This is a genomic window from Pontibacter silvestris (genome assembly GCF_020907275.1).
Lineage (GTDB): Bacteria > Bacteroidota > Bacteroidia > Cytophagales > Hymenobacteraceae > Pontibacter > Pontibacter silvestris.
In genome coordinates this window covers 1-16,007 of the sequence record NZ_JAJJWI010000018.1, presented here as the reverse complement: position 1 = coordinate 16,007, position 16,007 = coordinate 1, and the positions used below count along the sequence as shown (strand labels likewise).

At 42.2% G+C, this 16,007-nt stretch carries 10 protein-coding genes; all 10 read left to right on the top strand.

Going from position 1 to position 16,007, the window contains the following annotated elements:
- Position 1: 1 nt before the first annotated feature.
- The gene (locus LN995_RS15760) at positions 2–1,486 is read left to right on the top strand and encodes a RagB/SusD family nutrient uptake outer membrane protein (protein WP_229962044.1); all 1,485 of its coding nucleotides are present in this window, start codon (positions 2–4) and stop codon (positions 1,484–1,486) included.
- A gap of 181 nt (positions 1,487–1,667) precedes the next feature.
- A complete protein-coding gene (locus LN995_RS15755) occupies positions 1,668–3,038 on the top strand; it encodes a glucoamylase family protein (protein ID WP_229962043.1) in 1,371 nt (456 codons plus the stop codon).
- A gap of 97 nt (positions 3,039–3,135) precedes the next feature.
- Positions 3,136–5,451 (top strand): beta-glucosidase BglX, encoded by a 2,316-nt coding sequence (bglX, locus tag LN995_RS15750; protein ID WP_229962042.1) that lies wholly within the window; start codon positions 3,136–3,138, stop codon positions 5,449–5,451.
- A gap of 66 nt (positions 5,452–5,517) precedes the next feature.
- Entirely contained in the window at positions 5,518–6,309 is a 792-nt protein-coding gene (locus tag LN995_RS15745) for a carboxylesterase family protein (protein ID WP_229962041.1), read from the top strand.
- Between the two features lie 233 nt (positions 6,310–6,542).
- Complete coding sequence (locus tag LN995_RS15740) at positions 6,543–7,298, top strand: 5'-nucleotidase C-terminal domain-containing protein (RefSeq protein ID WP_229962040.1); 756 nt, start codon at positions 6,543–6,545, stop codon at positions 7,296–7,298.
- 9 nt (positions 7,299–7,307) lie between these two features.
- Positions 7,308–8,240, top strand: a complete 933-nt coding sequence (locus LN995_RS15735; RefSeq protein WP_229962039.1) for a bifunctional metallophosphatase/5'-nucleotidase — start codon at positions 7,308–7,310, stop codon at positions 8,238–8,240.
- 105 nt (positions 8,241–8,345) lie between these two features.
- Positions 8,346–9,770: a chromosomal replication initiator protein DnaA gene (gene dnaA, locus LN995_RS15730; RefSeq protein ID WP_229962038.1), complete on the top strand. Its 1,425-nt coding sequence runs from the start codon at positions 8,346–8,348 to the stop codon at positions 9,768–9,770.
- Positions 9,771–11,003: 1,233 nt separating this feature from the next.
- Complete coding sequence (locus LN995_RS15725; RefSeq protein ID WP_229962037.1) at positions 11,004–12,212, top strand: alpha/beta hydrolase family protein; 1,209 nt, start codon at positions 11,004–11,006, stop codon at positions 12,210–12,212.
- A gap of 909 nt (positions 12,213–13,121) precedes the next feature.
- Positions 13,122–13,589: a hypothetical protein gene (locus LN995_RS15720; protein ID WP_229962036.1), complete on the top strand. Its 468-nt coding sequence runs from the start codon at positions 13,122–13,124 to the stop codon at positions 13,587–13,589.
- A gap of 52 nt (positions 13,590–13,641) precedes the next feature.
- A partial coding sequence (locus LN995_RS15715) for a beta strand repeat-containing protein (protein ID WP_394801834.1) occupies positions 13,642–16,007 on the top strand: 2,366 nt, incomplete at its 3' end.

Sequence of the window (16,007 nt, the reverse complement as noted above, 5' to 3'; positions counted from 1 at the left end):
TATGAAAAATATAAATTTTGTAGCTAAGCGTAAAGTACTTATGCTGGCTGGTATACTTACCATGGGAGGGTTTTATTCCTGCTCAGAAGACTTTTTGGACGTGGAGCCGGAAGGCCAGGCAGTAAGCGAGCAGTTTTTTGTAACACCCGATCAGGCAGTACAATCTGTAACAGCGATATATGGGCATCTGAAAGACTTCAATGTGTCGGCCTTTCCGCATTTAGCTATCACAACTATTGCTTCAGATGATGCAGGAAAAGGAAGTGTGCCGGGTGATGCTGGATATCTGGAAGATTATGATAACCTTACCTTTACTCCTTCCATAGGTTTGCTGGATGGGTATTGGGTTGCACAGTATCAGGGCATAAACCTCGCTAACCAATCCATCTCTAATATACCTGCCATTGAGATGGATCAAGCATTGAAGGAACGCTTAATTGCAGAGGCAAAATTTCTGAGAGCTTACTATTATTTTAACTTGGTGAGAACTTTTGGCGGAGTTCCATTGCGTACAACTGTTCCTGTGCCTCCTACTGAACCAGAAGACCCTGCACAGCTAAATCCTGAAAGAGCCTCCGAAGAAGCTGTATATGAGCAAATAATTGGCGACTTAACAGATGCCTCACAGGTGCTTCCTGCTACCTATAGTGCTGCTGACGCAGGTCGTGCCACTAATGGGGCAGCGTTGGCATTGCTTGCAAAGGTGCAGCTATATCAGAAAAACTGGAGTGAGGTGCTTAGCCTAACAGAGCAGGTTATGGGTATGGGTTATTCATTAACTCCTAATTATCATGACAATTTTACGATTGCGGGAGAAAATAACAATGAATCGATATTTGAAATTCAAGCGCAAACCATTCCTGGTAATTGTGATGCCTCTAACAGCCAGTGGGCTGAAGTGCAGGGAGTAAGGAGCCAGTTCGGCTGGGGCTTTGTAGAGCCTACCGAAGACTTAGTAAATGCTTTTGAAGAAGGGGATGAGCGTCTGGATGCTACCATACTTTTTAGAGGAGAAACTACTCCTGAAGGAGATAAGATTATAGAAAATGCTCCTAATCCTCGCTATAATCAAAAAGCATATGTACCAAGTTATGTAACTCGACAGTGCGGCTATGGCAGAGACCAGAACATAAGAATATTGCGTTATGCAGAAGTGTTATTAATGCATTCAGAAGCAGCCAATGAGCAAGGCCTGGTAGAAAAAGCACTGTTTTCGCTTAATATGGTGCGTGAAAGAGCTGGGCTAGATCCAATAGAATCTGCCAGCCAGCAAGAACTAAGAAATATTATCTGGCATGAGCGCCGTGTTGAACTAGCGCTGGAAAATGGTGACCGCTTTTATGACTTGGTTCGACAAGGCAGAGCAGCTGAAGTGCTTCAGGCACAAGGCAAACAGTTTACAGAGAATAAAAATGAGCTGTACCCAATTCCACAACGTCAGATTGATTTGAGCGGCGGTACTTTAACCCAAAACCCAGGTTATTAAAACCTTCAAAAGTGTTGAGTCAGCTTGGCTCAACACTTTATTTTTCAATCAAATCACTCTCTCTCAGCTCTGTTGTTTCTATCTGAAACAGTAGGAGCAATAGAGCTTCTGTATCTTATGATAGAGAAGTAACACTATCTGTAAAAATCTCATCACCCTTAATATCTGCACTAAAACAAAAATGAAAGCAAGATTTTTAGCGCTACCTTTATTACTGACACAGCTTTTCTTTAGCTGCCAGCAACCTACAGAATCTGCAACACTTACTACTGAAGATAAAGAATCTACAGAAAGCTTAAGTGACGAAGAGCTGTTGACAGAGGTGCAGCGCAATACTTTTCAATACTTCTGGGATGGCGCAGAACCTACTTCAGGCCTTGCCCGGGAGCGGATTCACCTGGACGGTGATTACCCCGAGAATGACCAGAACGTAATTACAACTGGTGCTTCTGGTTTTGGAGTAATGGCAGTACTGGTGGGCATAGAGCGTGGCTTTATTACCAGAGAAGAAGGTTTCCAGCGCTTGCAGCAAATGGTAAACTACCTCGAGAAAGCAGATCGGTTTCATGGGGCATGGCCGCACTGGATGCAGGGCGAGACAGGTAAAGTAAAACCATTTGGTCAGAAAGACAACGGTGGCGACTTAGTAGAGACAGCCTTTTTAGTGCAGGGACTGCTTACGGTGCGGCAGTACTTTGCAAATGGCAATGAACAGGAAAAAGCATTCGCTGCCCAAATTGATAAACTCTGGAGAGAAGTAGAGTGGGACTGGTACCGTAATGGCAATCAAAATGTACTGTACTGGCATTGGTCGCCTGAATATGCCTGGGAAATGAATTTTCCGGTGAGTGGCTACAATGAGTGCTTAGTAATGTATGTACTGGCAGCAGCCTCACCTACACACACTATACCTGCCGAAGTTTACCACGAAGGCTGGGCCAGAAGCGGAGGTATAAAAGCTAATGCAGAACAATACGGGCACCTAATAGAATTAGACCATAACGGTAACAAAGGCAGTGTAGGGCCGCTGTTTTGGGCACATTATTCTTACTTGGGCTTAGACCCTCGGAGCCTGAAAGATCGCTATGCTGATTACTGGCGCCATAACGTAAGCCACACCCTAATCCACCGCGACTACTGTGTGGATAACCCGAAGAGCTTTAAAGGCTATGGGGAAGATGCCTGGGGCCTTACCTCCAGTTATTCTCCCGGAGGCTACGCTGGTCATAGCCCGCAGCACGATTTAGGAGTTATTTCTCCAACGGCAGCACTATCGTCTTACCCTTATGCTCCTGAGGAGTCCATGAAAGTAATCCGCCATTTGTATGAAGACCTAGGCGATAAAGTGTGGGGCAAGTATGGCTTTTTTGATGCTTATAGTGAGCAGGAGAACTGGTATCCGCAACGTTACCTGGGCATAGACCAAGGGCCAATTGTTGTAATGATTGAGAACGGACGCAGCGGTATGCTCTGGGATTTGTTCATGAGTGCTCCAGAAGTGCAGGCTGGCCTTAAAAAACTAGGATTTGAGAGCCCGCAGATTAAAGAATAAGGTTCATACTCCTATAGAACATCAGCTATTCCTTAGCATTCTGCCACTCAATTTAAAAATACACACCTAAAAAGTTACCTAAACAATATTACAATACATGAAGCGAATAATAAAAACGGCATTGATTATGTCTATAGGCTTTATGGGTACGCAAGCAGTGGCCCAGCAACAAAAGCCGGTAACAACCTCTGCCGTCAGCACTGATCAGAAAATGAACAAGTTTGTTGATGATCTGATAGCAAAAATGACTTTGGAAGAAAAAATAGGGCAGTTAAACCTGGCGGCTGTTGGGTTCGATGTAACGGGTCCTATTGTGAGCGAGAACGTAGACGAGAAAATACAAAAAGGCTACATTGGTGGTGTTTTTAATACCTTTACTCCATCAGCAGCCAGAAAACTGCAGCAAATGGCTGTAAAACGTACCAGGCTGGGCATTCCCCTTCTTTTTGGCTATGATGTGATTCATGGGCACAAAACCATTTTTCCTATTCCTCTGGGGCTTGCTTCCAGTTGGGATTTAGCAGCTGTTGAGCGCAGTGCACGTATTGCTGCCGAGGAGGCTTCTGCAGATGGTCTGAACTGGGTTTTCTCACCGATGGTAGATATTGCCCGCGATCCACGTTGGGGACGAGTGGCAGAGGGCGCTGGCGAAGATACTTATTTAGGATCGCAGATTGCCAGAGCTATGGTACGTGGTTACCAGGGCAATGACCTTACAAAAGAAAATACCGTAATGGCCTGTGTTAAACATTTTGCCTTATACGGTGGTGCCGAAGCCGGACGCGATTACAATACTGTAGATATGAGCATGAACCGCATGTTTAATGAATATCTGCCTCCCTATAAAGCAGCTGTAGATGCAGGAGCTGCAAGTGTAATGACCTCATTTAATGATATAAATGGAGTGCCTGCCACAGCTAATCGCTGGCTGATGACAGAGCTGTTACGTGAAAAGTGGGGCTTTAAAGGTATGGTAGCCACAGATTATACAGCCATCAATGAACTGGTTCCTCATGGGTTGGGTACTGAGGCTGAAGTAGGGGAGTTGGCACTTAAAGCAGGAGTAGACATGGACATGGTGGGAGAAGTTTTCCTGAACAACCTGCAGCAATCTGTTAAAGATGGCAAAGTAAGTGAGGCAGAAGTGGATGCAGCCTGCCGTCGTGTGTTGGAAGCAAAATATAAGTTAGGTCTGTTCCAGGACCCTTACCGGTATACCAATGAAAAGCGTGCGAAAAAAAACATCATGAAGCCGGAGTACCTGGAGGCTACCCGTGATATTGCCCGCAAAACTATGGTGCTCCTGAAAAACGACAAGCAAACACTGCCTCTTAAAAAAACAGGTTCTATAGCCCTTATCGGGCCATTGGCTACAAGCCAGCGAGACATGATTGGTAACTGGAGTGGCGCCGGTGACTGGAAACAGGCAGTTTCCGTAGAGCAGGGGATACGTAATGTAGCAGGCAAGGACATTAAAATCAATTATGCCAAAGGAGCTAACATTGCCGATGATCAGCAAATGATTGAACGGTTGAATGCACATGGAGGCAACCTGGAGATAGACAGTAGATCATCTGAAGACATGATTGCTGAGGCGGTAAAAGTAGCACAGAACTCAGATGTTATTGTGGCAGTGGTAGGAGAATCACAAGGCATGACCGGTGAAGCTTCCAGCCGTGCAGACATTACCTTACCCGGAAAGCAGCAGGATTTATTAAAAGCATTGAAGAAGACAGGCAAGCCAATGGTAATCGTGTTAATGAGTGGCCGTCCGCTGGCATTGAACTGGGAGGCTGAAAACGCTGATGCTATGCTGGAAACCTGGTTTGCCGGTACAGAGGCAGGAAACGCTATCGCGGATGTACTGTTTGGTGACTATAATCCATCCGGTAAACTTACCATGACTTTTCCGCAAGTGGTAGGGCAGGTGCCGATTTACTATAACCACAAGAATACAGGCCGCCCTTATGGTGGTGAACTGTTGGATAAATATAAGTCACGTTACCTGGATGTTTCAAATGAACCATTGTTTCCGTTTGGTTATGGCCTAAGCTATACTACATTCAGCTACAGCAGGCCAGAGCTGAGCAAAAATACCGTCAACCCTAATGAGACACTGGAGGTGCGCGTAAATGTGAAGAATACTGGTAATTATGATGGAGAAGAGGTAGTGCAGCTGTATGTACAAGACGTGATAGCTTCTGTTACAAGACCTGTAAAAGAACTAAAAGGTTTTCAGAAAATCTCTTTAAAGAAAGGCGAAAGCAAAACAGTTACGTTCACACTTACTGCCGAAGACCTTAAGTTTTATAATAAAGATCTGGAGTATGTGTTTGAGCCAGGGGAGTTTAAGGTCTTTGTAGGCACCAATTCCAGCGATGTACAGGAAGCTAGTTTTACTCTAGCGCAATAACTTACAAGTGCCTCTTATTGACAATTTATTACCAATAAGAGGTTAATTTATTTTCTATCTTTATATATGAAGCAATATCTGATAATCTTATTACTTGCTGTGTTAGCTTTTCCTGCTCAAAGCCAGTCTTCATTAGATGCTTACGAGAGAAAAGTGTTCAGAAAAGGCGATGACAGTCTGCAATACCGGATATTATACCCAAAAAATTTTGACCCTAAAGTGCAGTACCCGCTGGTGCTGATTTTACATGGCGCAGGAGAGAGGGGAGATGATAACGAAGCACAACTGGCTTATGGAGCAAAACTTTTCCTGGAGCCAGAAAACCGGGAAAAATATCCTGCTATTGTGGTGTTTCCGCAATGCCCCAAAGACTCTTATTGGGCTAATGTAAACATTGTAACTAACGAAGACAAAAGCCGAACCTTTAACTTTTTAAAAAAGGGCAAACCAACTAAAGCCATGAACGCTTTAATTGGTTTAGTAAATGAACTGGAAAGCACTGGTTCTATTAATGAAAACCAGGAGTACATAGGCGGACTTTCTATGGGAGGAATGGGCACTTTCGAAATGCTGAGACGCAAACCAGATACGTTTGTGGCTGCCTTTCCTATCTGCGGTGGAGGCCACCCTGCTACAGCAAAGAAATTTGCTAAGAGAGTAGACCTATGGGTTTTTCACGGAGAAGAAGATAGCGTAGTTCCCGTAGAAAAGTCTAAAATAATGGCAGAAGCTATCCTAAAAGCTGGAGGCAACGTGAAGCTCACGCTTTACCCGGGAGTAGACCACAACAGTTGGGATTATGCCTTTGCAGAACCTGATTTACTACCTTGGTTATTTTCTCATAAAAAGGAAGAGTAGCATTCATCCAGCTAAAAGCATTTAACTTCTTAATAAAGGGTATTACCTGACAGGTAATACCCTTTTGTGTTTTATTGTGGCTAAGCTAAAGGAGGCTAATGAAGGCCTGCTTTACTATTACAACACAAAATGCCCAAAGCAAAAGCATTTTTTATATAGAACCTTATATCTTTTACTTCTTGGTGAGTGTTAGAGATGTTGATAACTTTGTGCGTTAAAAGTATCTGATTTATATGTTGCGAATTTTTCCAAAAGTTACAGGCACTTTCCTGTTAGTGCTCAGCTTGGTTTCCTGCCAGCGTTCCTGGCAGGCTTCGCCAAGCCTTGCGCAAACAGACGTGCCTGTAGATAAAACTATTGTTGCAGACCCGCAGGTAGAGCAACAAATTGCACCTTATCGGGAGCAGGTAACAGCTAAAATGAATGAAATTATAGGCAATGCTCCAGTAGAACTCAAAGCAGCAGATTACCAGTCTCCGCTTGGAAATTTTGTGGTCGACCTTATGCTGGAAGAGGCAAGGCCACTTTATAAAGGGCATATAGACATGGCTACAACGACTAATGGTGGTTTGCGCGTTCCTATTCCTCTGGGGCAGGTATCAGTGGGGAGTATTTTTGAGCTGATGCCTTTTGAAAACGAACTGGTTGTGCTTGCATTGGATGGACAAGCAGTGCAGGAGTTCTTTGATATTGCAGCGGAAGCTAAATATGCTCCTATTGCCAATGCTACTTATAAAGTTAAAGACGGCAAAGCGATAGATATCAGGATTGGAGGCCAATCTTTCGATCCGGTAAAGAACTATACCATAGTTACTTCTGATTACTTGGCAGGAGGCGGCGACAATCTGAATGTGTTTAAAAGAGCAATAAAATCTGAAAAGGTAGGTTTAATGATGCGCGACGCTATCATACAGCATATTCGCCAGCTAACAGCTAAAGGGTTGCCTGTGGGCGCTGACACTGCTAACAGAGTTACTATTCTTCCTTAACCATACGCCATGAGAAGAAGAGACTTTTTAAAGACAACAGCGGTAGGCGCGGCAGGGCTTAGCTTAGTAGGCTTGCCTTTTTCTGCGGATGCGGCTCAGCAAATAAAGCTTACTATTCTGCACACTAATGATCAGCACTCACGCATAGACCCTTTCCCGGATGATGGCCGCCTTTATGGAGGCATGGGAGGTATGGCCCGTAGAGCATCGCTGATAGAGGAGGTTCGGAAGCAGGAACCAAATGTGTTGTTGCTGGACTCCGGCGATATCTGGCAGGGCACGCCATACTTTAACTTTTTCAACGGAGAGCTGGAGTATAAGCTGATGTCGCAGATGAAGTACGATGCGTCTACTTTAGGGAATCATGACTTTGATAACGGTCTGAAAGGATTGGAAAACAAATTACCCAATGCCACGTTTCCGTTTATAATTGCTAATTACGATTTCTCAAAAACTATTTTGAAGAACCGCTTTCAGCCTTACAAAATATTTGAGAAGCAAGGCGTGCGGGTAGGAGTGTTTGGCCTTGGTATCGAACTGGAAGGTTTGGTTAGCAAAAACAATTTTGGGGAAACGGTGTATCAAGACCCGGTGCAGGTAGCAAAGGAGATGGTGCAGGAACTGCGGCAGAACCAGAAGTGCCAGTTAATTATTTGTCTGTCTCACCTCGGGTATGAGTACAAAGACGAAAAAATTGACGATATTAAACTGGCGCAGCAGGTAGAAGGTATAGACCTGATATTAGGAGGGCACACGCATACTTTTCTGGATGAGCCAGAGGTTGTGCGCCATGTGAGTGGCCATGAAACGTTAGTTAATCAAGTCGGTTGGTCAGGTATATTTTTAGGACGTATTGACTTCTTATTCAATAGGAAATCAAAAGAAAAAAAAGGTATAAGTACGGCTCTTGTGCCTGTGGATAACCCTGTATTAACTTCGTGAATAAATAATTTTTTGTTTAGAAATATTTGAGCATTTTTGTAACCCCCCTGCCGATAAGGAGAGGTTTGTTCCACAAAACGAATCTTGTGTGTTTTGGAAAATTGGATGATTAAAGACTGTACAACCGTATGGAGTAACTGCCTGCAGGTTATAAAGGAAAATATTGGCGAACAGAGTTATAAGACTTGGTTTGAGCCAATAAGACCTATTTCTCTGCGCGATAGTGTACTGACCATACAAGTGCCCAGCCAGTTCTTTTATGAATGGTTGGAGGAGCACTATGTAAGTCTGCTGAAGAAAGTTATCTATCAGGAACTGGGCAGTGAGGGGCGATTGGAGTACTCTATTATTGTTGACCGTGGCAATGATTCAAATAAGCCGCAAACGGTAAATATCCCAACTAAAAAAATACCGGCAGCTGTCGTTAACTCTTACAAGCCAGAGCAAAGCTTTATCAAGAGCCCGTTTGAGTCTAAAACCATTGACCGGAACTTCCTTAACTCACAGCTAAACCCGTCTTATTCTTTCGAGAATTACATTGAGGGAGATTGTAACCGGCTGGCCCGTTCAGCTGGCTATGCTGTAGCAAATAAACCTGGTACTACCTCTTTTAACCCACTGATGGTTTATGGTGGTGTAGGACTGGGGAAAACGCACCTGGTGCAGGCTATCGGGAACCACATCAAAAACAGCAATCCAGATAAGTTTGTGCTGTATGTGTCGTCTGAGAAGTTTGTGAACCAGTTTATTGAGTCAGTAAAGACAAACAACGTACAGGACTTTGCCAACTTTTACCTGTTGGTGGATATCCTGATTATAGATGACGTTCAGTTTTTAAGCGGCAAGGATAAAACGCAGGAGATGTTTTTCCATATTTTCAACCACCTGCACCAGTCCGGCAAGCAAATTGTCATGACGTCGGATTGCCCGCCTCGTGATTTGAAAGGATTGGAGGAACGCCTGCTGTCTCGCTTTAAATGGGGGTTAACAGCCGACCTGCAAAGCCCTGACTTTGAAACGCGTATGGCTATCATCCAGAAAAAGATGCAGAGTGATGGCATTGATATTCCGGATAATGTGGTAGAATATCTGGCCTACAGTGTAGATACTAATGTGCGCGAACTGGAAGGAGTGCTTATTTCCCTGATAGCGCAATCTTCTCTTAATAGAAAAGAAATTGATCTGGAGCTGGCAAAGCAAGCCCTGAAGCATATTATAGAAGATGTTGAGACAGAGGTTAACCTTGATTTCATCCAGAAAACTGTAGCAGAGTATTTCCAGGTTAGCTTAGACTCACTTAAAGCTAAAACGCGTAAAAAAGAAATAGTTATAGCGCGGCAGGTAGCCATGTACTTTGCCAAAGAGTTTACCAGCCATTCTCTTAAATCTATCGGCTACCACTTCGGTGGCCGCGACCACAGTACAGTTATTCATTCTGTGCAAACTGTGTCAGATATGATTGACACAGACAAGAAATTTAAAGTCAGCATACAGGAGCTCCAGAAAAAGTTTAAATCTAAAGCTGGATAAGATCTTTGTCTGTATGATGCTTATTATTGAAAAGGCTTTTTATAATATATAAAGTGCAGTAGGTTCAAGGCTTGGCACCAATAAATAAACCTTGTTTTCTTAAGTACTGGAAGGAAAGAAGTATTTCCTGTTAAGAGCTTATTTACCAGAAAGTACTCTTTCCCTTTCAAAGTATACAAACAAGTAAGTTGTGCTGGAGCGACGGCATGGCTTTAGAGAAGACTTTCTTTATTTTGATATAGAATAAGTGCTTAAGTTAGTCTAGTCTTATAAGGCTAGTGAAGCTGTATCAATGTTCCCAAATATCTTGCTCAGTCAGCTTTCCTTTGTCTGTTTAAGCAAGAGTGACGTGCTCTAAATCTTAGTTCTTTTTTTCGTATTATCTTGGCTGCTCTTTTTTGGTAAGGCTTCCTTATCATAGTTCTTTTTCCCTGTCAAACTTCTCATTATAGCCATTGTATAAATAACTTTTAGCTGCTTTGCTGTAATAGAATTACCTGCTCGATTTCATCTGTTTCTTTTCTTTACGCTTGCTAGCTCACCCTTATCCCTGTTGGGGTGAGCTGCTTTGCCTGCCTTTTAATGGGGTCTTTCTGTTCTAGATGTTCTGAATTCTCAACACTTGTTTTTCCACTGTAGATTTTAAATAGTGCCTTTTACTTCTAGTTCTGCATATATAGGTGTTGGTTGTTATAGCTACTACTATTATGCTCACTTCCTGCTTCTAAGTCAACTAAACAGCTCTTGTAATAGGTGGCCAATCGCACACTTAACAATCGCTTTCTTGATATTGATAGAGCATACTTAGGTGTTCACTTAATGTGAATTGTTCTTGAAGTGTTGACTTTTTACTAAAAGTGTGTTGTAACATTATATTACAATTCTTATTAAGAGTATATATGTTTATGATTTCATTATATAAATGCTAGTTTTATGGAAATATATATTAATATTAATATTAATATATTGTATGTATAATTTTATATTTTTAGAATATGTATTAACTTTATATTAATTGAACTATACTAATAATATGTATGCTGTAATATATTTATTTAGTTTAGATGATTAGTGCGTATAATGTGTGTTTGTGGCTAGTTGTATAGCTTTTATCTATAGTATAACTACAGGTGTAGTTTATAAGAGGTTGATATCGTGTAAAGTATTATTTAATTATTTTCTAAATTCTTTGTTTGATGATCATTTTTTTTTTGTTTATTTGTTACAAATTAGATGGTTCTGATAAAGGGGCGTCTGATGATGAAATTATCCAGTAATATGATCCTGTTTTTGCTAACTGTTGTATTGGTGTTACTAGCTTTTGTTCATAAAGAACTGCTTCGTGACAAATTTGTTATCCCAGCACCTACCGGAGCTTATCGTGTAGGATATCAGGAGCGTGTTCTTATGGATTCTGCGCGGGTTGCCAGCACTTCCTCTAGCGGATATAGGAACCTGATAGTGTCTCTGTATTATCCAACAACAGAGTGTGAAGGGGAGAGCGTAAGCTATCTTTCACCAGAAAGCCCGGTTGTTCATAACCTGGCTCAGGTCTTAGGGCTACCAGAGAAATCACTAAAACATATAGCTGAAGGAAAAACCCATTCATATTTGAATGCTCCGGTTGCAGACGTAGATGAGCTGCCTGTTGTTCTTTTTTCACACAGTATAAATGGTATGCGTGGCCAGAATACCTATTTGGTGGAAGAGTTAGCTAGCCATGGCTACTTGGTGGCCAGTATTGAGCACGACGGCTACTCCATCGGTTCTGTTTTTCCGGATGGGGTGGTAGGAGATTTTTTGAAACACGATGTGTTGCAGGATGTTTCTGCAGGAGGCGAGATTATTGATTTGTGGAGCGAAGACCAGTTGTTTGTGTATGAACAACTCCAGCAGCTTAATAATAAAGGAAAGTTGTTTTCCAGGCAGATAAATTTAGGCAAAGCTGGGCTTGTAGGACATGCTTTTGGAGGAGCTGCTTCTTTTAATACGGTAACAGTGAGTGATGTTTTTGAGTCTGCTGTAAACCTGGACGGATTCTATTTTGGAGAAAACTATACCAAAGGAACATATAAGCCCTTGCTAGAAATTCGTGCTGAGCCTAGGCCTGCTGAGGAAATGAAACCAAGGCAGTTGGAGCAGGTGGGAATGAGCCGCCAAGAATACCAGACGATGATGTTTGACGAGTGGAACCGCCGCATAAATTATTATGCTAAAGGGGTAATATACCGTTATGCCCTTCATGGAGCGAAGCATTTGTCGTTTACAGACTTGGTGTTGGCAGTGCCCTTTAAGCGTCTTCTTCTCGGAGACTGCAAGTACTATCACAACGAAACCAGAGTTCTAGTGAAGGCATTCTTTGACCATACGCTAAAAGGTGCATCTTTTGGGTTGATTGGTTCAAGCTCTCTGGCAGAGCCAATACATGCAGTTTCAGCTTAAGTATACGTTTAGGTGTATCCTTTATACTTGCATGGAGATATTACTTGATTAAGGATAGAAGAGCAGTAATTCGGTTGAGTACGCCTTTTTGTCTATTGATGAGTTTTAAAACAGGAGCTAATTGCATAATAGTTATGATGTGTGTGTGTGTAGTTAATTAACTAAATATGAAATAATATAGAAGTTGTTTTTTAGTTAGTAAGTACAATCACTTGTTTGTAGGGGTGTCGTCTGTTTTATTAGTGTTGCTTTGGTTAACTGTTTTATTGAGCGGTGTAAAAGTTATAAATTGTTTTTATTAAAGTCTTGTCCTTTTGTTATTTAAGATTTGCTGCACTACTTTTGCATAATTTTATTGCAATAGGTGAGGAGACTAGTAGTTTGTTGATTTTACTATGCAGGCTTTTTTTGACGTCTGTGGCTGTGAAAAAGAGGCAGCTTAAGCTAGTTTAAATGAAGAATAATAATATAAGGATTGCAATTTTATGTGTGTTTGTGCCGGAGGTTGTAAAATTATAAAAAGTAGTGCTAGTAAAGTTTGAAATACACATTAATAGGTTAGTTTAAAACAGTTTGTCTTTGATTGATATCAATAATGTTTTCTCACTTTAGTTTATTCTACAAGTCATTTAGAACACGTCAAAATTAATTGGTTTGGCCTGGAAGGCCTATACTGGTTTACTTGTCCATTCTTTGCAGTAGTCTATACATAAGCTAAGCTTGCTGATCCTGCACTAAAATTTACTTTACATTATTTAATAAGGGTCTATGAGTAAATTATACTTAACACTCTCTCTTACTTTCTTTACTTTAGTTACAGTCCTGGTACAGGGCAGTTCTATAAAGGTGTCTTTAAATAGAACAGAGAGGAATAAAAGTACTTTCGCTAATAGGAAAGAAGCTTCTAACATGGTTCTCCAAAAGGCTTCTTTTATAAATCAGCCTATTGAACCTGGTATTAACGTCTATTTCATACATTTCTATGTAATGAGAGAAGACACGAATACAGGTGACAAAACTGCTACTACCAAGACTAAGACAAATGGTAGTCCTGCCAGTAATAAGCCTGGTTTATGTGAAGTAGTGCAATTTGCAGTAAGCAATAATCAGTTCATAAGAAATTTTGAAAGTTCAGCGCATAGAGAAGGTTTCTTAAAAATGCCTGATTTGGCAACTTCTATAGTAGGTGATGTATCATCTTTTACTATGACTACTATGTGGAACAAAGCTTCTTTTCGTTTCCATAAGAAGCAACAGTACATGAACAGTACTAATTGGCAACAGGAGATGCACCCAGCATGCCCTCATTTAGCTGTTAATAAGGAACAATACGATATCTGGGTTCTACAAGGAACTGCATCTCCTTATTTCAGCTAGCCATCAATCATTTAAAAGAGACCTTCCTTTAAGAAATAAATTTTTACAACCAATGAATCTGAATAATTACTTTATAATGTCAGTGAAATGCTTTCTTATAATAAGCGGGTTACTGTTTGCATTTAGTGTACAAGCTCAGGTTGGTATAGGTACTACTACGCCAGATGCCAGTGCTCAGCTTGATATATACTCTAATTCAAAAGGCTTGCTTGCTCCCAGAATGACGGCTGCACAGCGTAGTGCTATAAACAGCCCGGCTAATGGGTTGCTTGTTTATCAGACTAACGATACACCGGGGTTCTATTTTTACAATAATGGGCAATGGCAGAGGCTACTCACGAACACTGATACGTCGACTGGAGGAACTGGCGAAAGTGGTAACACTATCTTGAACGGTTCTGGTAATCCAACTTTAAGTACTGGTAAAGACGGTGACTTTTATATTAATCTAACTAACTATACTTTATTTGGCCCTAAAGCAAATGGAGCATGGCCTGCAACAGGAGTTTCAATTGCCGGCGCTTCGGCGGCGGACGCCACCCCAGATGCAACGACAGCTGAAAAGGGTAAAGTGCAACTAGCGGGAGACTTAACAGGAATAGCTGCTGCACCTAGAATAGCAGAAGCTGCTATTACCAGAAATAAAATAGCAGATAGCGCAGTTAATTCAGATAAAATTGCCGATGGTACTGTTCAAAATGCTGACCTTGATAAAGTAAATATTCCCTTAAGTGGTTTTGGACCAGCTACTGCGGATGTAAATATGGGCTTTCAGCGAATTACCCACATGCAGGAGCCCTTGCAGTTATGGGATGCGGCTACAAAGAACTATGTGGACAGTAAAGTCGCTGCAGCCTTAGGGTATAGCGGCGGAAGTGGTAGCGGCACTGGTACAGGTACCGGTACGGTAACGTCTGTATCTATCAATGCAGCCAATGGAATATCTGGTACGGTTTCAAACTTTTCGACTACTCCAGCAATTACGCTGTATCTAGGAAATATTACCCCTACGTCTGTTGCGGCAACAGGAACTGTTACCGGTAGTAATCTATCCGGAACAAATACTGGCGATCAGTCAGCCAGTACAGTACCCTTCACTCCTGTTGGTTCGGTAACGGCTACTAATGTACAGGAAGCACTGGAGCAATTGCAGGAGCAGGTTGGTTCCGGGGGTGGAAGTAGTGGTGTAACTATATCGGCTGCAAATGGCTTTACGGGCACTGTTGATAATGCAAGCGGCAGTTCAGAGATCACATTAGGTACATCTGTTAATGGTATATTGTTTGGTTACGGAGGAGCAATTTCATCGGCCAGTACAACAGGAACAGGCGCCGTAGTGCTGGCAGAGTCGCCTATACTGAATAATCCGACTATAGGTACTGCAATAGGAGATATTACTGGTAATGCGGCTACAGTAACGACTAATGCCGACCTGACAGGCCCTGTAACCTCTATAGGCAACGCAACCTCAATTACAGACGGAGCCATTACTGCAACAAAATTGAAGAACATAACAGATTTTGGTTCAACAGGTTATGTGTTGTCTTCTGATGGGAGTGGCGGATTTGGCTGGAGCGAAGCAGGGCTTACTAATATCATGCCAGGGGCAGGAATCAATATTTCTAATTATGGCTCAGGTGTACGGGAGATAGGGTTGCTGAATAACGGAGTAGATCTTATAAAATTAAAAGCAAGTGGTACACGTAACGCGAATACGTTTCTGCGTGGTGATGGAACATGGGCAACAATCACATCTGGTGATGGAAGCGGAATGACAGCCGTTAACCATGATGCAACCTTAGTGGGTGATGGAAATGCGACTCCGCTAGGGCTTGCTGATGAAGCGGTAACGCAAAATAAATTAGCTGCCGGGGCAGTTACTGAGGCTAAACTAGCAGACAATGCTGTTACGACACCTAAAATAACTAATGGAGCAGTTACAGAAGCTAAGCTGGCAGACAATGCCGTTACAACACCTAAAATAGCTGATGGAGCGGTTACAAATGATAAAATCGCAACTGTGGATGGCTTGAAAGTCACAGGAAACATTAGTGGAAGTGCTTCAAATGTAACTGGGGTTATTGATGTAGCTAACGGTGGTACAGGAGCTAACAACCCTGCCGATGCCCGAACCAATCTTGGATTAGGCAATGTAGATAACACCAGTGATGCCGATAAACCGATCAGTACTGCTACTCAAACAGCTCTTGATACAAAAGTTGATAAAGTAGAAAAAGCAGCTGCCAACGGTGTTGCTACCTTGGGGGCTGACGGTAAAATTCCTAGTAGCCAGCTTCCGGCTTTATCTGCTACCCCGGTAGATGTAGTGAGCAGCAGCACAGAAATGACAGCGTTAGGAGATCAGGTTGGTCGTATGGCTATTAATAATGTAGAAGGAAAAACCTACGTACTTTATGC